The organism is Enterobacter sp. UPMP2060 (genome assembly GCF_053709655.1).
In genome coordinates, this window is sequence record NZ_JBSKJQ010000015.1 from 38,600 (window position 1) to 54,798 (window position 16,199).

At 56.4% G+C, this 16,199-nt stretch carries 13 protein-coding genes and 4 tRNA genes; 6 read left to right on the plus strand and 11 right to left on the minus strand.

Features of this window, described 5'->3' with window-relative positions; genetic code table 11:
• Window positions 1-2: 2 nt before the first annotated feature.
• Window positions 3-206 (minus strand): LPS translocon maturation chaperone LptM, encoded by a 204-nt coding sequence (gene lptM, locus ACWKXN_RS20665; protein ID WP_014885650.1) that lies wholly within the window; start codon window positions 204-206, stop codon window positions 3-5.
• Window positions 207-341: 135 nt separating this feature from the next.
• Here lptM and cyaY point away from each other — a divergent pair, with 135 nt between their 5' ends.
• Entirely contained in the window at window positions 342-662 is a 321-nt protein-coding gene (gene cyaY, locus ACWKXN_RS20670; protein ID WP_023333807.1) for an iron donor protein CyaY, read from the plus strand.
• Between the two features lie 95 nt (window positions 663-757).
• On the opposite strand, the gene cyaA is transcribed toward cyaY, so the two are convergent.
• Window positions 758-3,301, minus strand: a complete 2,544-nt coding sequence (cyaA, locus tag ACWKXN_RS20675) for a class I adenylate cyclase (RefSeq protein WP_023309629.1) — start codon at window positions 3,299-3,301, stop codon at window positions 758-760.
• A gap of 350 nt (window positions 3,302-3,651) precedes the next feature.
• Here cyaA and hemC point away from each other — a divergent pair, with 350 nt between their 5' ends.
• The 5 genes from hemC to ACWKXN_RS20700 all read left to right on the plus strand — a co-directional run bounded on the left by hemC (window position 3,652) and on the right by ACWKXN_RS20700 (window position 9,127).
• Window positions 3,652-4,593 (plus strand): hydroxymethylbilane synthase, encoded by a 942-nt coding sequence (gene hemC / locus ACWKXN_RS20680; RefSeq protein ID WP_320718409.1) that lies wholly within the window; start codon window positions 3,652-3,654, stop codon window positions 4,591-4,593.
• On the plus strand, window positions 4,590-5,330 hold the full coding sequence (gene hemD / locus ACWKXN_RS20685; RefSeq protein ID WP_454544277.1) for a uroporphyrinogen-III synthase: 741 nt from the start codon (window positions 4,590-4,592) through the stop codon (window positions 5,328-5,330). The genes hemC and hemD overlap by 4 nt, the downstream gene beginning before the upstream one ends.
• 20 nt (window positions 5,331-5,350) lie before the next feature.
• A complete protein-coding gene (gene hemX / locus ACWKXN_RS20690) occupies window positions 5,351-6,541 on the plus strand; it encodes a uroporphyrinogen-III C-methyltransferase (RefSeq protein ID WP_454544278.1) in 1,191 nt (396 codons plus the stop codon).
• Window positions 6,542-6,543: 2 nt separating this feature from the next.
• Window positions 6,544-7,743: a protoheme IX biogenesis protein HemY gene (gene hemY / locus ACWKXN_RS20695; RefSeq protein ID WP_241174635.1), complete on the plus strand. Its 1,200-nt coding sequence runs from the start codon at window positions 6,544-6,546 to the stop codon at window positions 7,741-7,743.
• Between the two features lie 172 nt (window positions 7,744-7,915).
• On the plus strand, window positions 7,916-9,127 hold the full coding sequence (locus ACWKXN_RS20700) for an MFS transporter (RefSeq protein WP_454544279.1): 1,212 nt from the start codon (window positions 7,916-7,918) through the stop codon (window positions 9,125-9,127).
• A gap of 507 nt (window positions 9,128-9,634) precedes the next feature.
• Here the strand turns inward: ACWKXN_RS20700 and ACWKXN_RS20705 are convergent.
• From ACWKXN_RS20705 to wzxE, 9 genes are all read right to left on the minus strand, one after another.
• Window positions 9,635-9,711: transfer RNA gene (locus tag ACWKXN_RS20705), tRNA-Pro, on the minus strand.
• 45 nt (window positions 9,712-9,756) lie between these two features.
• Window positions 9,757-9,842, minus strand: a tRNA-Leu gene (locus tag ACWKXN_RS20710).
• 22 nt (window positions 9,843-9,864) lie between these two features.
• Window positions 9,865-9,940: transfer RNA gene (locus tag ACWKXN_RS20715), tRNA-His, on the minus strand.
• Between the two features lie 67 nt (window positions 9,941-10,007).
• Window positions 10,008-10,084, minus strand: a tRNA-Arg gene (locus ACWKXN_RS20720).
• Between the two features lie 102 nt (window positions 10,085-10,186).
• On the minus strand, window positions 10,187-11,572 hold the full coding sequence (gene thrP / locus ACWKXN_RS20725) for a bifunctional threonine/serine APC transporter ThrP (RefSeq protein WP_023309635.1): 1,386 nt from the start codon (window positions 11,570-11,572) through the stop codon (window positions 10,187-10,189).
• A 197-nt stretch (window positions 11,573-11,769) separates the two neighbouring features.
• Complete coding sequence (gene wecG, locus ACWKXN_RS20730) at window positions 11,770-12,510, minus strand: lipopolysaccharide N-acetylmannosaminouronosyltransferase (protein ID WP_029739560.1); 741 nt, start codon at window positions 12,508-12,510, stop codon at window positions 11,770-11,772.
• 12 nt (window positions 12,511-12,522) lie between these two features.
• Window positions 12,523-13,875 carry an ECA oligosaccharide polymerase gene (wzyE, locus tag ACWKXN_RS20735; protein WP_033146908.1) on the minus strand — a complete coding sequence of 451 codons (1,353 nt, stop codon included), beginning with the start codon at window positions 13,873-13,875 and terminating at the stop codon, window positions 12,523-12,525.
• Window positions 13,872-14,951, minus strand: coding sequence for a TDP-N-acetylfucosamine:lipid II N-acetylfucosaminyltransferase (locus tag ACWKXN_RS20740; RefSeq protein WP_033146909.1), 1,080 nt, complete (start codon window positions 14,949-14,951; stop codon window positions 13,872-13,874). The genes wzyE and ACWKXN_RS20740 overlap by 4 nt, the downstream gene beginning before the upstream one ends.
• Window positions 14,948-16,198, minus strand: coding sequence for a lipid III flippase WzxE (gene wzxE, locus ACWKXN_RS20745; protein ID WP_033146910.1), 1,251 nt, complete (start codon window positions 16,196-16,198; stop codon window positions 14,948-14,950). Before wzxE ends, ACWKXN_RS20740 begins: the two co-directional genes overlap by 4 nt.
• Window position 16,199: the final 1 nt, after the last annotated feature.

Consider the following 16,199-nt stretch of genomic DNA (forward strand, 5'->3'; position numbering starts at 1 on the left):
CGTCAGAGATTAACCTGAGTCGGGCCACCGTTGTCGCCACGATCGTTAGTATTTGGCGTGGTAGACTCAATGCCGCTTTGCACGGGTTTCGTCGGCGGCGGCGCGGTTTTATCCGCAGGTGGGAAGTACAGTGGTCCCTTCAGTCCGCAGCCAGTCAGGCTAAACAGCGTGATGAGAACGGCAAGCGTTCGGAAAGCGTTTTTCATTATAAAGTTGCCCGTAAGTTCAAATCTGTTTCTATCATCGCAGGAGAAGACACAAAAGCAAGAGTTTGCCGCTTTCCTGCAACGGGAATTATTTAGGGTTATACTGCCGGCATCACGAAAAACAGGAACAAAACCATGAACGACAGTGAATTCCATCGCCTTGCCGACAACCTGTGGATGACCATCGAAGAGCGTCTTGACGACTGGGACGGCGACAGCGATATCGATTGTGAAATCAACGGCGGCATTCTGACCCTGAGCTTCGAAAATGGCAGCAAAATTATTATTAACCGCCAGGAGCCGCTTCACCAGGTGTGGCTGGCCGCGAAACAGGGCGGCTATCATTTCGATCTGAAGGACGGGGAATGGGTTTGCGACCGTAGCGGCGTACCGTTCTGGGATCTGCTGGAACAGGCGGCGACCGCGCAGGCGGGTGAGGCTGTGAGTTTCAGGTAGTTTTGTTGCCGGGTGGCGCTGCGCTTACCCGGCCTACGGGTTCGAACTGTTGTAGGCCCGGTAAGGCGTAGCCGCCACCGGGCGAGCGAAAAGGCTCAGGAGAAATACTGCTGCAACAGCGGCGCGGTGTCCTGATTGGCAGGCGCGGCTGGCGTTACGGCCTGTGTACGGAACGGGATCACCTGCGTACGTCCGTCGACGTTCACAATCTGGTAGAACTGCGGCAGGTTAAAGTTGATAAAGCTTGAGCCGTAGGTGAAACGGTCATGCGAAGAGGAGTAGAAGCGGCTGACGTCGCGCACCAGCTCCTCTTTACTGCCTTCACAGTGGTGATACACCTCGGCGCGGTTGGTTTCATCCAGAATGTAGATGTTGAACCCGGCATCGTCGCCCGACTCTTCAAAGAAGAACTGAATAATCCCTTCGCTGGCGAATCCGTCCACCACCTGCGGGAGCTTAACGTGGTTGGTTTCCACCTGCACCGACAGGCCATGCAGCTTGTTGTGTGAAATCGCGCCGTAGAACTCGATGGCGTTTTCCAGCTTCTGTACCGACACGTTCAGACGTTCGAAGAACAGGCCCCAGGTCTGACCGGAGACGCGCAGCGCTTTAAAACGCCCGGTTTCCTGACGGGTGCTGGACAGACGCAGTTCGATACACTCAGAAACCAGCTGCTGCACGCGGGTACGAATTAAACCGCGCAGGTGCTGGCTGTAGCAGAACACCTCAACGCTGTCCGGCGGTGCGGCATCCTGGTGCATCTTGCCGAGAATCGTTTTCAGCGCTTCGATCATCGCCTGCTCGCCGTTGAAATGCAGGGTACGCACTTCGTTCCACGAGTTGCGGTACAGCAGATCGACGCTGCCCACCAGGCAGTTTTGCTGCTCGCCAAAGCTGAAGACGTCCAGCTTGCGGAAGTCAAAGTGAACCACCTGATTGCGGAAGGCCGCCGTCGGGTCGTATTCCAGGTTGACGATAATCGCCAGATGGCGAATTTCGCAAGGGCTGTAGAGCGCTTTCGGCGTTGGGGCAGGCAGACGCAGCGGGAAGTGGTGCGACACATCCGCGACCATCTCCTGCAGCTTAGCGAGATCTACCACCTCGTTACCTTTGATAAACAGGCGCGTGCGCGAGGTCAGCAGGCCGTTAAACCAGGCCCAGGCCACCAGCTTGTTCAGGTAGCGGTTATACTCCAGCGGCTGATGGCTGATGATTGAGTCCATGCTTGGCGCACGGTTATACAGATACCATCCGGTGCGGTTTGCGCGGCCCGGCGGCACGTAGATAAAGGTCAGGTTCGGTTCTGACAGGTCTGGCGAAATCTGCGGGTTAACCAGGGTGACTTTGCCCGGCAGCGCTTCAAACGCGGCGTACAGCTTACGGGTCAATACCCCGATGTCCTGCGGGCTGGCGGAAACGCTGAGGTTGTTACGGCGCGCAAAGCGGATCAGGTTACGGTAGCTTTGCATCATCGCATCGAGCAGTTCGTTGTGCGCTTCACGCACCTGATCGATTTTCCAGTTGGCCCGGTTGTCGAGCATGGACAGACGCGCTTCGTCCCATCCCCACTCTTTCACTAACTGACTGACCACTTCACGACGCCAGCCCACGCAGGCGCGCTCGCGGCTCAATTTCTCACAGACTTTGAGATAGAAACATCGACGCACCAGGTCAAGACGCGTGGTGTCATCAATGGCTTTCAGGTATTCGGTCACGCGCTCCAGCATCATGCAGTAGGCGTCCAGCCCGAAGGAGACGATCTCCCCGTCGTGCAGACGCTGCTTGATATCTTTCGCCAGCAGGCGCGGCGTAGGGTATTCCCAGGAATAGGCTTCCAGCAGCAGCGTTTTCAGCACCGCTTTGTACGGTGAGTCGATACTCTTATAGAGCTGCCAGAGGCTTGCGCCAAAGTACTCTTCGGCTGACAGAGAGCTGAGGCCGCCAAGATCCAGCCATTCGTTTGGCGTCAGTACGCCCTGCGCGTAAAGCGACATGACGTAGTCATCGTAATGCTCTTCTTCTTCGCACGGGACCATATTCCACAGAATACGCTTCCCGGCCAGACGCACGGCAGTACGGTAAAATTCATCCAGCAGTAAGATGTGCTGAGTCGAGCCGCAGTCCTCACCACCCAGACTGCCGCTTTCGTTATGGCGGAAACGGTTTTCATCAATCAGGAAGAAGCTTACTTCCACGCCGAGCGAGGCCGCCCAGCTCTCCAGCAGGCTGCACTTGCGCTGCAGCAGCTGACGCTCGTCGTTATCGAGCCAGGACTGATGGCAGACCCAGATGTCCAGGTCCGAAGAACAGCTTTGCCCTACCGATGAGGTGCTCCCCATAGAGTAAACGCCGGTAATCGGCAGTTCACCTTTTGGAGACTCCTGTGGCGGCATGCCGCGGTAGAGTTCCAGCTCGTTCAGGTAATGCTGTTGGGTTTCATCAGGCGTGAAAAGGCAAATGCCCTGGGGAACGTTACCGTCAAGGTAGCCAGGCATCAGCGGATGGTGATAGTGCAATAATGTCGGCAGCAGACTGTATACCTGCTGGAAAGCAGGGCCCATGGCAGCAAGCGCGCGATCCACACGCAGTTGATTAATGGCATCCAGTCTCTGTTTCAGAGTCTCAATATAGAGGTACAAGACGTATCGCCTGATGTTTCCGGGTGTCGCAAGCTATTCAAAACACGAATAACAGCGGACCCGCAGTATTTCAAAAAGATAACCGTTACCCTTTTTCGCCCTTATCATTTTTGGTGGTAGCGACGAAAAAATGGTCTAAAACGTGATCAATTTAACACCTTGCCGGTTGACCGTAAAGAAAGATGCGCTACATACAAGTGTAGCACCGTTCTGTACGTGTAAATTCCTGAATACGGCTATGGCTGACGAATACGCCGCCTTGTCCCTCTCACGCTTCATCAACCGTAAAACTGCCATCCCAGAGTCAACAATGTTAGGATGGTTAGCGATTGATAATGACGGTAACAAGCATGTTAGACAATGTTTTGAGAATTGCCACACGCCAAAGCCCCCTCGCGCTCTGGCAGGCACATTATGTGAAGCAGCGCCTTGAAGCCTGCCACAGTGGATTGCGCGTCGAGCTGGTGCCGATGGTCACGCGCGGTGACGTGATCCTCGATACGCCCCTGGCGAAAGTGGGCGGCAAAGGCCTGTTTGTCAAAGAACTGGAACTGGCATTGCTTGAGAACCGCGCCGATATCGCCGTCCATTCAATGAAAGACGTGCCCGTCGAGTTCCCGGAAGGGCTGGGGCTGGTGACCATCTGCGAGCGCGAAGATCCGCGCGATGCGTTTGTCTCTAACCACTTTGACTCGCTCGACGTGCTGCCGGAGGGTAGCGTGGTTGGCACGTCCAGTTTACGCCGTCAGTGTCAGCTGGCAGAGCGCCGTCCTGACCTGATCATTCGCTCGCTGCGCGGTAACGTCGGAACGCGTCTGGGCAAGCTGGATAACGGCGATTACGATGCCATTATCCTCGCCGTTGCCGGCCTCAAGCGTCTGGGGCTGGAGTCGCGCATTCGCGTGGCGTTGCCGCCAGAGCTGTCGCTTCCGGCCGTGGGCCAGGGCGCCGTCGGCATCGAGTGCCGTCTGGACGATGCGCGTACCCGCGAACTGCTCGCACCGCTGAACCATGACGAGACCGCTATCCGCGTAAAAGCCGAGCGTGCGATGAATACCCGCCTCGAAGGAGGATGTCAGGTACCGATTGGCAGCTATGCTGAATTAACAGAAGGTGAACTGTGGCTGCGCGCGCTGGTGGGCGCTCCGGACGGTTCCCAGATGGTACGCGGCGAACGTCGCGGTAAAGCGCAAGATGCCGAGCAGCTTGGCGTGTCGCTGGCGGAAGAGCTGCTGGATAACGGCGCCCGCGAGATTCTGGCTGACGTTTATAATGGAGAGCCCCCTGCATGAGTATTCTTGTCACCCGCCCTTCTCCCGCAGGAGAGCAGTTAGTGAGCCGTCTGCGCACACTGGGGCAGGTGGCCTGGAGTTTTCCGCTCATTGAATTCTCCCCCGGTCGGGAGCTCTCCGCGCTCGCCGACCAGATGAATACCCTTCAGGAAGGCGACCTGCTGTTTGCGCTGTCGCAACATGCCGTGGAATTTGCCCACGCGCAGCTGCAACAGCAGGGTTTAGTCTGGACAGCCGCCCCCCGCTATTTCGCGATTGGCCGCACAACGGCACTGGCGCTGCATACCGTAAGCAGCGCGGACGTTCGTTACCCGTTAGATCGGGAAATCAGCGAAGTCTTGCTACAATTACCTGAATTACAAACTATTGCCGGAAAACGTGCGCTCATTTTGCGCGGCAACGGTGGCCGCGAACTGCTGGGCGAAACGCTGCGTGAACGCGGTGCAGACGTAACGTTCATTGAGTGCTATCAGCGCTGTGCAAAACACTACGATGGCGCGGAAGAGGCGATGCGCTGGCACGCGCGCGGCATTAATACGCTGGTGGTCACCAGCGGTGAAATGTTACAACAGCTTTGGTCGCTGATACCGCTCTGGTATCGCGAAAACTGGTTACTCCGCTGTCGGCTTCTGGTCGTCAGTGAGCGTCTGGCGAACCAGGCCCGGGAACTGGGCTGGCAGGATATTCGGATCGCTGATAACGCCGACAACGATGCGCTGCTGCGCGCATTACAATAACTCTCAAATGGGAAGCCATAATGACGGAACACGACAAATCCTCCGCCGTGGTTGAAGAGACCAGGGAGACTGTGGAGACGACGCCACAGCCAGAGACGACTGAGAAAACCGCTGAGAAGAAAAACGGCAGCAACAAAACGAGCCTCGCGCTGAGCGCGATTGCCATTGCCATTGCGCTGGCAGCAGGGGTTGGCCTGTACGGCCTGGTGAAGCAACAGGGTGCGAATCAGACGTCCACCAGCGATGCGCTGGTGAATCAGCTCACTGCCCTGCAAAAAGCGCAGGAGACGCAGAAAACCGAGCTGGAAACGGTGATTAAGCAGCAGGCCGCCGCGCTTGCCGAGGCGAACAGCAAACAGGAAGAGCTGGCTAAACAGCTGGGCGACGTGCAGCAGAAAGTCGCCACGATTTCCGGTACCGATGCCAAAACCTGGCTGCTCTCGCAGGCTGACTTCCTGGTGAAGCTCGCCGGACGTAAGCTCTGGAGCGATCAGGACGTCACCACTGCCGCCGCGCTGCTGAAAAGCGCCGACGCGAGCCTGGCAGACATGAACGACCCGAGCCTCATCACGGCCCGTCGCGCGATCACCGAGGACATCGCCAGCCTCTCCGCCGTCTCGCAGGTGGATTACGACGGCATTATCCTTAAGGTGAACCAGCTGTCGAATCAGATTGATAACCTGCAGCTGGCGGATAACAACGACGACGATTCCCCGATGGATTCCGACGGTACCGAGCTTTCCAGCTCCCTGAGCGAATGGCGCATAAACCTGCAGAAAAGCTGGCAGAACTTTATGGACAGCTTCATCACTATCCGCCGTCGCGACGAAACTGCCGTGCCGCTGCTGGCGCCGAACCAGGATATCTATCTGCGCGAAAACATTCGTTCCCGCCTGCTGGTGGCGGCTCAGGCCGTGCCGCGTCATCAGGAAGAGACGTACAAACAGGCGCTGGATAACGTCTCAACGTGGGTACGCGCCTACTACAACACCGATGATGCGACGACCACCGCCTTCCTCGAAGACATTGATAAGCTGAGCCAGCAGAACATCACCATGAACGTGCCGGATAAGCTGGCCAGCCAGCCGATTCTGGAGAAACTGATGCAGACGCGCGTACGTAACCTGCTGGCGCAGCCGGGCGTACCGGCAGAGCCGACGGACGGAGCGGCACCTGCTCCGGCGCCTGAAAGCGCACCACAAGGAGAGTAATGATGCTAAAAGTTCTCTTACTCTTCATCCTGCTGATCGCCGGGATCGTGCTGGGACCTATGCTTGCGGGTCATCAGGGTTACGTCCTGATCCAGACGGATAACTACAACATTGAAACCAGCGTAACCGGCCTGACGATCATTCTGATCCTCGGCGTGGTGGTGCTGTTTGCGATCGAGTGGATCCTGCGCCGTATTTTCCGCACCGGTGCCCACACGCGCGGCTGGTTCGTTGGTCGTAAACGCCGCCGCGCCCGCAAGCAGACCGAACAGGCGCTGCTTAAGCTTGCCGAGGGTGACTATCAGCAAGTTGAAAAGCTGATGTCGAAAAACGCCGACCATGCCGAACAGCCGGTGGTGAATTATCTGCTCGCTGCCGAAGCGGCGCAGCAGCGCGGTGACGAAGCCCGCGCCAATCAGCATCTGGAGCGGGCGGCTGAGCTGGCTCAAGGCGACCCGATTCCGGTAGAAATCACGCGCGTTCGCCTGCAGCTGGCGCGCAATGAAAATCACGCGGCGCGTCACGGTATCGATCGCCTGCTGGAAGTTGCGCCACGTCATCCGGAAGTGCTGCGTCTTGCCGAGCAGGCGTATATTCGTACCGGCGCCTGGGGCTCGCTGCTGGACATCATTCCGTCGATGGCGAAGGCCGAGGTGGGCGACGATGAACATCGTGATGAGCTTCAGCGTCTGGCATGGATTGGCCTGATGGATCAGGCGCGCGCCGACCTGGGCAGCGACGGTCTGAAAACGTGGTGGAAGAATCAGAGCCGTAAGACGCGCCAGCAGGTTCCTCTGCAGGTCGCCATGGCGGAACATCTTATTGAATGTGACGATCATGACACGGCTCAGGAGATCCTCCTCGATGGCCTGAAGCGCCAGTATGACGATCGTCTGGTGATGGTGATCCCGCGTCTGAAAACCAATAATCCTGAGCAAATCGAAAAAGTGCTGCGTCAGCAGATTAAAACCGTCGGTGACCGCCCGCTGCTGTGGAGCACGCTCGGTCAGTCGCTGATGAAGCACGGAGAATGGCAGGAGGCGAGCCTCGCCTTCCGCGCGGCGCTGAAGCAGCGTCCGGACGCGTTTGACTACGCGTGGCTTGCCGATACGCTGGACAAGCAGCACAAGCCGGAAGAGGCAGCCGCCATGCGGCGTGACGGATTGCTGCTAACGCTGCAAAATAACGGTACGCAGCAGTAAATAAAAAGGAGGCCAGAGGGTCTCCTTTTTTTATCGCCTTTCTCCTGCTACATTCTTTGCACCCACATCCGCAAACGAATCCGCCAATGTAACGATGTCTTTTCATTAACCTTTTTTCACACACGCGCACATTTTGCAGCGTGGACTAAATCGTTTTTGAAAGGAAATCTCAATGAACTCGCTTTTGTATGCGCTTATCCAGGCGCTGCGCTGCCACCGCTGGCTGCGCCTGCTTGCCTGTGCTTTTATCTTTTCTTCACTGGGGAATGGCTTAACCCAGGTCGTGGTCTTCGGTTTGCTGCTGGCGTGGTCAGCCCCGCCCGCTCTGCTTACTCTCGCTTTTCTTTTCGCTACGGTACCAGGGTTCATCGGCAGTATCTTCGGCGAAAAGCTGTGCTCGCGCTTTTCGCCGATATCCCTGCTGATACTGACCGAGGGGCTGGGCCTGCTCGCCCTGCTCTTTCCCCTGCTTGGTGTGGGTTACCACAGCGTTGCCGCATTGCTCGCCGTGCAATCCACCGAAGCCCTGCTCAGCGGGATGAGCTGGCCCGCGCTGACTTTGCTCTTTAAGCGCGGACTTAGCGAAGCGGAGCTGCCCGCTGCAACCTGTCTGGAAAATGTGATTTTTGCTTCTCAGGTGTTGTTAGGGACCGGCCTGGGCGTGGTGCTGTTTCAGAAGACGTCCGTGTTTACCCTGCTGGCCATTGATGCCGCCAGCTTTCTCGGGTCAGTGGTACTGCTATGGCTGGCTGGGCGCCGGTTTTCTCCGGCACCACATCCCACCGCTATGGAAAGGGGAGTTTCTGCAACATTACGCTGGCAGGCGTTGACCGTTCGGCAAAAACGCAGCCTGCTCATCCTGCCGGCGCTGGCCGCCGTCGGCTCACCGGCGATGGCGCTGCTTCCGGCACTGGCCCAGCAGCTTAGTCCTCAGGATGCGGCGGGCCTTGCTTTGCCTCTGCTTTTCGCGAGGAGTCTGGGGCAGCTTTGTGGCCCCCTGCTGCTAAAAAAAGAGAGCCTGACGCGCTTTGCGGCCCACACGCCGCGAATAATCGTTTGCCTCAGCATCTTTCTGGCCGCTTATGGCATGCTGCCTTTTTTGTCCGGGTGGACGATATGCGCGCTGGGGATGATCTTTATCGCGCATCTGGCCTCGAATGTTCTCTTCGCAGCGGGCACGTTTGGGGTACTCAGTAGTTTTCCTCTCACGCAAACCGCTTCGGCCAGCGGTAAAGCCTGGCGCTGGCAAACGCTCAGCGCCTCTCTTTTCACCGGCATTGCAGCGGCGGTAGCTTCAGGGTTTGGCTCCGTACAGGCGCTCTATGCTGTCTCTGTATCGGCCCTGCTGATGGTTGCCCTGATCATGCGCCTGTATCGGGAATAAGGCATAAAAAAACGCCTGCTATAAAAGCAGGCGTTAAAACAGGTCTGTAAGACAACATATTTGGTGCTTCACTCAACGTTGTGTCCATGGTGTCTGATGAGGCCGAAGCGACATCTGTCAGTGGACGATAAGCACCGTAAATGGCTCTGCGTCATTCCTGAGTTTATGAGGCACTAAGGCGAACATAAGAGATGGAATGAGCATCTACACGCATATTATTGCACGTAACGTGCCAACATGACACCCAGAACTTTTACATGACGCAACATTTTAAGATAAAAGGAAATTATGCTGCCTGGCACCGTCTTAGGCTCTACAACGTATCGGGAAAAGGCGGGAATATGTCGCCAGGAGGAGACAGCAAAACCCATAAATAGTTATTTATTTAATTTTCAATGAGTTGCATGTCGCTGAATTGCGACAAAGAAAAAGGGCGCTGTCGGGGCATGACTACAGGAATGAGAGCTCGCAGAAAACAAAAAACCCCGCCGAAGCGGGGTTCAAAATTGGTCGGCGAGAGAGGATTCGAACCTCCGACCCACTGGTCCCAAACCAGTTGCGCTACCAAGCTGCGCTACTCGCCGATGTACTGCTTTTTGAATTTTTAGTTCAATTCATTTAAAAAGTCGTGGTGCGAGGGGGGGGACTCGAACCCCCACATCCAAAGGACACTAACACCTGAAGCTAGCGCGTCTACCAATTCCGCCACCTTCGCAATTCACAACTCTTTCAAATAATGGGGTGGCTAATGGGATTCGAACCCACGACAACTGGAATCACAATCCAGGGCTCTACCAACTGAGCTATAGCCACCACTGTATTCTTTCACGCGGTACTGACTACTTCTCAGACCACCGCAGCTCTAGCGCCGGGACTAAAATGGCGCGCCCGACAGGATTCGAACCTGAGACCTCTGCCTCCGGAGGGCAGCGCTCTATCCAGCTGAGCTACGGGCGCTTAGCGCCGTTGCGGGGCTGGATATTACGTACCTCCGTCCCCGCTGTCTAGTGCTTTTTTGAAAAAAATGCGCGTTTGGTTATGGTTTGCACATTTTGCCGCTTATTCCTCCACTTTCTGCGTGGTGCCGCGGCGACCCAGGCCAAAAAGCTTATATGCAGCCGTTACAGCCGCCAGGAAGATCATCCCGACAAACAGCGACATGCGGGTATCTTCATTAAAGTACATGCCGATTAATACGCAAATCAGGAACGCCATCGTCAAATAGTTCGCATAGGGGAACAGAATTGAGCGGAACGGATGGCTTTCAATCGCTTTTTTATGCGCATGACGGAAACGCAGCTGGCTGATGAGGATAACAAACCACGGCACCATGCCCGGCAGTACGCTGGCGCTGTAGACGTAAACGAACACGCGCTGCGGGTTAGGAATGATGTAATTCAGGCAAGAGCCAATCAGCAGGATTACAATGGAGACCGCCACACCCGCCACCGGTACGCCGGCACGTGAAACTTTACTCATCGCCGCAGGCAGCTGGTTATTCTTCGAAAGCGCATAGAGCATACGCCCGCAGCTGTACATCCCGCTGTTACAGCCTGACAGCGCTGCCGTCAGGACCACAAAGTTGATGATACCCGCCGCCGCCGTGATACCAATTTTGGCGAAGGTTAATACAAACGGGCTACCCGTCGTGCCAATTTCGTTCCACGGGAAGATGGTCACGATGACGAAGATCGCGCCCACATAGAAAATCAGGATACGCCACAGCACTTTGCCCACCGCGCTACGCAGCGTGACCTGCGGGTTTTTCGCTTCACCGGCGGTAATACCGATCAGCTCCACGCCCTGATACGAGGCCACAACGATACACAGCGCCGTCAGGAAGCCCTTCCAGCCGCCGGCGAAGAAGCCGCCGTTTTCGGTCAGGTTGCCAAAGCCGATAGCGTGTCCACCGTTGCCAAAGCCGAAGAAAATCACGCCCAGGCCGACGACAATCATCACGATAATCGTGGTGACTTTGATCATTGCGAACCAGAACTCAATTTCACCGTAAAGGCGCACGGCGGCCAGGTTTGCCAGCGCCACCAGCCCCACGGCAATGAGCGCGGGTATCCACTGGACCATGTCCGGGAACCAGAACTGGACGTAGACCCCTATCGCGGTGATCTCTGAGATGCCCACCGCCATCCACATAAACCAGTATGACCAGGCCGTCAGGTAGCCGAAGAAGGGGCTCATATAGCGATGCGCGTAAACGGCGAAAGAGCCGGTTACCGGCTCCAGGAAGAGCATTTCGCCCATGGAACGCATAATGAAGAAAACAAACAGCCCGGCGATAATATACGCCAGTAATACGGAAGGGCCTGCCCATTTGAGCGTGCTTGCGGAGCCCATAAACAGGCCTACGCCGATAGTGCCGCCCAGCGCTATCAGTTCAATATGACGAGCTTCCAGCCCACGCTGTAGCTCCGGTTGTTTCTCTGCCATAGATCCTCGATTGTGTTTGCTGTTTCCCGGCTTAATACCGGGTATTGTTTTTTAGGGGTACTAAAATACGGAGCGAATGGTTTCCTAAAATCTGCCAAATGGCAAACGATGCATTAAAAAAATGAATGCATTGCACAGATTATCAGCAGTTTTGCAGGCGAGTTGCAGCGCGAATAGCATATCGCGCTACATTTTGATTACATTTTCCCGGTGTAATGCCAGGCGAGGTAGCGAAGCAGACGGATCTGTCGTTTAATGCGCGTCGGTTGCGATAGCAGGCGGTACAGCCACTCCAGCCCCAGATTTTGCCAGACCTTTGGCGCACGCTTAACGTGGCCGGTAAAGACGTCGTACGTGCCGCCGACGCCCATGTAGAGGGCATCCGGACAGACCAGACGGCAGTCGCGCATCAGGATCTCCTGGCGCGGGGAGCCCATCGCCACGGTGACAATTTTCGCCCCGCTGTCACGAACGCGCTCAAACAGAGCCTGTCGATCTTCCGGTTTGAAGTAACCATCCTGGCTGCCGACAATATTAACATTCCATTGACGACGCAGTTTCTCCTCCGTCTGGGCCAGTATCTCCGGCTTTCCGCCAATCAGGAACACGGGCGTACCCTGCGCACCTGCCCGGGCCATAAGCTGCTCCCAGAGATCGGCCCCCGCCACGCGGGATACATTAGCGTCAGGATACTTTTTACGGATAGAGCGGACCACGCTGATCCCGTCCGCGTATTTAAATTCAGCCGCTTCAATCAGGCTTTTGACTTCCGCATTATCCTCAACCGCCAGCATTTTTTCCGCGTTGATGGCCACCAGCGTACCGGATTTCATCTGGCCGTCGGCGAACAGAAAGTCCAGCGCGTGCTGCATGTCGCGCCAGCCAATAAGCTGCAGGCCACGTAGCGCGTAGCGCGGTGCAGAAATTTTATCAGTCATTACTATCCTTACTCAGACTTGCGACAGCGTTGTGCTGCCCTGCCGCTCGCGCTTGTGCACAAGACCTGCGCTGTCAAACAGCCAGTACAACAGTTTGGCCAGCAACAGGCAGAGGCCGAAAACGACCATGAAGAACACCACGCGCGAAACGAACGAGTCCAGCCCTTCGCGCGCCAGAACGATCATATTGAAAATGGCACCAAAGCAGAAACTGTGCAAAATGGCGGCTTTATAGCGGTTGGTCTCTTCGTTGCCGCGCAGGTAAAGCCAGTCGAACCACTTGATAATCAGCCCCACGGCAACCGCCCCGGGCAGAATGAACCACGCCCCCCCCATCACCACCAGGGAACCAATCAGCGTTGGCGAGATTGCCAGACCGGAATGGTTGTTCAGCACTTCCCAGGTAAAGTAATTCGCCGTGTTAAGCACCACGCCGGGCCGGTCCGGCCATAGCCAGGAAGGGATAAAGACGTAGAAGTCTCGAACAATCGGCGCCAGCCCCTGGAAATCAATCTTGTCGTAGTTTTGCAGCAGCAATGCCAGGTTTTCCCACGGCGAGAACGTATCGCGCGTCAGGTAGAGGAACGTGTAAAACGCCTCATCGCCCGCCACGTTCATCCCGTAGCGCTTCAGCGCCAGCCAGAACATCCCGACAATGCCAAACACGCCTGCTGCAACCAGCATCCACAGCGAGATCCAGCCGCGGATGATGCCGATAAACAGGAAGATGGCGAAGGCGATGATGATGTTCGCGCGCGTGCCGCCAACAATCATGTAGGTCAGAATGCCAAACGCGACGGTGCTGACCAGAAAGAACAGCCACGCTTTGCTGTCCTGACGCAGGAAAAAGACCACCAGCATCGCCGGGATGAAGAAATAGAAGAAACGCTTAAGCGCCACGCCCGAGACTTCGGCCGAAAAAATCTGGCTGTAGGAGTGGAGCTTAAACAGCAGAAAGCCGTTATGCATGAAGAAGATACCGACGCTGACCAGGGCGATGGTCATCAGCATCACCCACGTCAGGTGGGTTTCCACCCGATTCATGGTAAAAAGCGGCCGACGCGGGACTGCAGCCTGCGCTGAACGCAGACGCGTTTTATAGGTGACGTAGTAGACGGCATAGAAGCAGGTCGCCGCCAGAAGCGCCTGGAGCAGGATTTCCGGCGGTGCGACGCTCACGTCAAAACGGAAGACCAGAATGCTGGTCAGCGGGAAGCCGAAAAAGAAGGTCAGCAGAAACAGTAACGAGAAGAATACGTTAAAGTTGAACCGCACCCGGCGGAATTCAAACCAGGTAAGCGTGGCGATAAACAGGGCGCTCAGAAGCCAGACAACCAGTAAGCCGCTGAATTGCAACTGACTCATGCTTTGTCTCCTGAAGCGATACGCAGCGCGCGATGCCACGGCGTGAGGTAATTCGGGCTGAAAAAATCGATGCTATTTTTATCCACCAGCGTGAGCTGGCGTTGGGCTTCCCGTACCACCTCGACATTCAGCGTGTCTGAGGTAAACAGCACCGGAATATGCTGCTCGGCCATGTCCTGCCAGAACGGGTTGTCGCGGTTGAGCACGCACGGTACACCCGCCTGAATCAGCAGACACAGCGTGCCGATTCCCTGCTGTCGGGCGAAGATGAAATAGCCAAGATCGCATTTTCTCAGCAGCGCAAGATACTCATCAAATTCCAGCCTATCGCTGAGGATGTGCAAATTTTCTGCGCTAAACAGCGCAAGTCCCTGCTGGCGAACCTCAGCAATATAGGCGTCGTTGTTGGCGGGATAGCCCATCGGCACCACCACGTTCACCGTGTCGCCGAACTGCTGATGCACCGCCCTGAGCGCTGCGACGTGTTCGTTACTGCGATCGCCGGAATTCCCCACCAGGATCGTTAGCTTGCCTTCACGCACCGCGTCATTCGCCATGGCGTTCAGCGCCGGATCCATGCGGGTTGGGAAATAGAGCAGTTCTCCGCGCACGTTCGGGTGCTGTTTAGCAAAATAGTTGAGATCGCCACGGGTGGCAAACACACAGCCCACGCGCCCCTGCGCCATGCGGCGCAGCGGATAGAAAAGACGGAATTTCCAGCCGCGGGAGACTTCGTAGAGATCGGCTCCCCAGATATGCCAGCTGCACTGGGAGGGTTTAATCCCCCCGCTGAGCAGCGCCAGCCACAGGCCGGTATTGAACTGCCCGTGGAAAAAGAAACGTTGCTTACGATCCGCCTTGGCTCTGGCAACGACCGCCTTCGCCAGCGCGGCCTTATCCGGCCAGAAGCGAATCGTCAGCGCCGGAAACGCCTCGCTCAGGCCCTTATCCTGACCTGCAACCATAAACTCACGCGCATCAGGATTACCCGATGCGAGCTCGTCGTTGAAGAACCGCAAAACGGTCTGGTTATGGTGTGGGATATCCGATCCCAGGATGTGAATCAGTGCAGTCATGCGCGTTTACGCCACAATAAAAATACGCCGCAACAGGCGGCGAAATAAACGATATAGGTTGCCATGTAGGCCTGAGCCGCCCCCAGCGCACCGTGCGCGGGTATCAGCCAGTGTGAAAATGCTGTCAGTAACGCAAACTGGCTAATTTCCGCCAGGATATACATCCGCAGGGACGCTTTTGCAATCACCAGATAGCCAAAAACGTAAGCACCCACTTTCAGCACATCACCCACCAGCTGCCAGGCAAAGAGATCGCGCATGGCGGTGAACTTCGCCGAGAACAGCAGCCAGATGGCGACATCGCGCAGTAACCAGACGGTAAAGCTGGCCGCCGCGACGGCTGGCAGCACAAAGCGCAGCGATCGGAAAATCTCACGGGTAATATCCTGTCTGGACGTCAGACGCGATAAGGTTGGCAGCAGGTAAACGCTAAAGGAAGCCGTAATAAACTGGAGATAGGCGTCGGAAATACTGCTTACGCCCTGCCAGATCCCCACTTCATCCCAGCTATAATGCGCCGCCAGCAAATTTCGCATCATCACGTAGGCTACCGGCAGCGTAACGGAGGTGATGAGCGCCATCAGGGTAAATTTACCCAGCTGGCTGGCAAGCATCGTGTCCCATTGCGGTTTCAGGAAGCTCAGAGGGATGACGCCCCGACGCATCAGCATAAATGCCGCAGGCACAACAACCAGTGCCGGGACCAGGGCCAGCCCCAGCAGTGCGCCCTCATAGCCGCCCAGGCGATAGCAAAAGTAATAGGCAATCACGCCGATGACGCTGCCCAGGATTAAGGCAAGCGCGTTCCCGGCGGCATCACGAAAACCTTTCATCAGCGCCAGCAGCAGGTTAGCCCAGGCAATACCCATCTGAACCAACGCGACCAGACGCACCAGCCCCTGATAATGGGTATGACCGAACAATCCCTGGCTGATGGGCGCCGCCGCCAGCAGAAAGACAATCGCCATCAGGGTCGAAAAACCCGTGACCATCGCCGAAGAGGTACCCACCACTCTGCGCAGCTGAGCCGCATCATCATGATACTGCGCAACGTATTTGGTGACGCCGTTGAAGATACCGGCACCGGCCAGCACGCCAAGGACGGTAACGAGCTGGCGGAAATTACCTGCCAGCCCGACACCAGAGGGGCCAAATGAGACGGCCAACAGCTTGACGACCAGCAGCCCGGCGCCAATTTTTACAAGCGTGGACGCGGCGGTCCACACCGATGCTTTTGCCAGAGACATA

Bases quoted from the DNA above. Each gene is read 5' to 3' on its own strand.
- ACWKXN_RS20740 (WP_033146909.1), bottom strand. From the start codon at position 14,951: ATGACTGCACTGATTCACATCCTGGGATCGGATATCCCACACCATAAC.
- ACWKXN_RS20700 (WP_454544279.1), top strand. From the start codon at position 7,916: ATGAACTCGCTTTTGTATGCGCTTATCCAGGCGCTGCGCTGCCACCGC.
- hemD (WP_454544277.1), top strand. From the start codon at position 4,590: ATGAGTATTCTTGTCACCCGCCCTTCTCCCGCAGGAGAGCAGTTAGTG.
- hemX (WP_454544278.1), top strand. From the start codon at position 5,351: ATGACGGAACACGACAAATCCTCCGCCGTGGTTGAAGAGACCAGGGAG.
- wzyE (WP_033146908.1), bottom strand. From the start codon at position 13,875: ATGAGTCAGTTGCAATTCAGCGGCTTACTGGTTGTCTGGCTTCTGAGC.
- cyaY (WP_023333807.1), top strand. From the start codon at position 342: ATGAACGACAGTGAATTCCATCGCCTTGCCGACAACCTGTGGATGACC.
- wecG (WP_029739560.1), bottom strand. From the start codon at position 12,510: ATGACTGATAAAATTTCTGCACCGCGCTACGCGCTACGTGGCCTGCAG.
- wzxE (WP_033146910.1), bottom strand. From the start codon at position 16,198: ATGTCTCTGGCAAAAGCATCGGTGTGGACCGCCGCGTCCACGCTTGTA.
- hemY (WP_241174635.1), top strand. From the start codon at position 6,544: ATGCTAAAAGTTCTCTTACTCTTCATCCTGCTGATCGCCGGGATCGTG.
- lptM (WP_014885650.1), bottom strand. From the start codon at position 206: ATGAAAAACGCTTTCCGAACGCTTGCCGTTCTCATCACGCTGTTTAGC.
- thrP (WP_023309635.1), bottom strand. From the start codon at position 11,572: ATGGCAGAGAAACAACCGGAGCTACAGCGTGGGCTGGAAGCTCGTCAT.
- hemC (WP_320718409.1), top strand. From the start codon at position 3,652: ATGTTAGACAATGTTTTGAGAATTGCCACACGCCAAAGCCCCCTCGCG.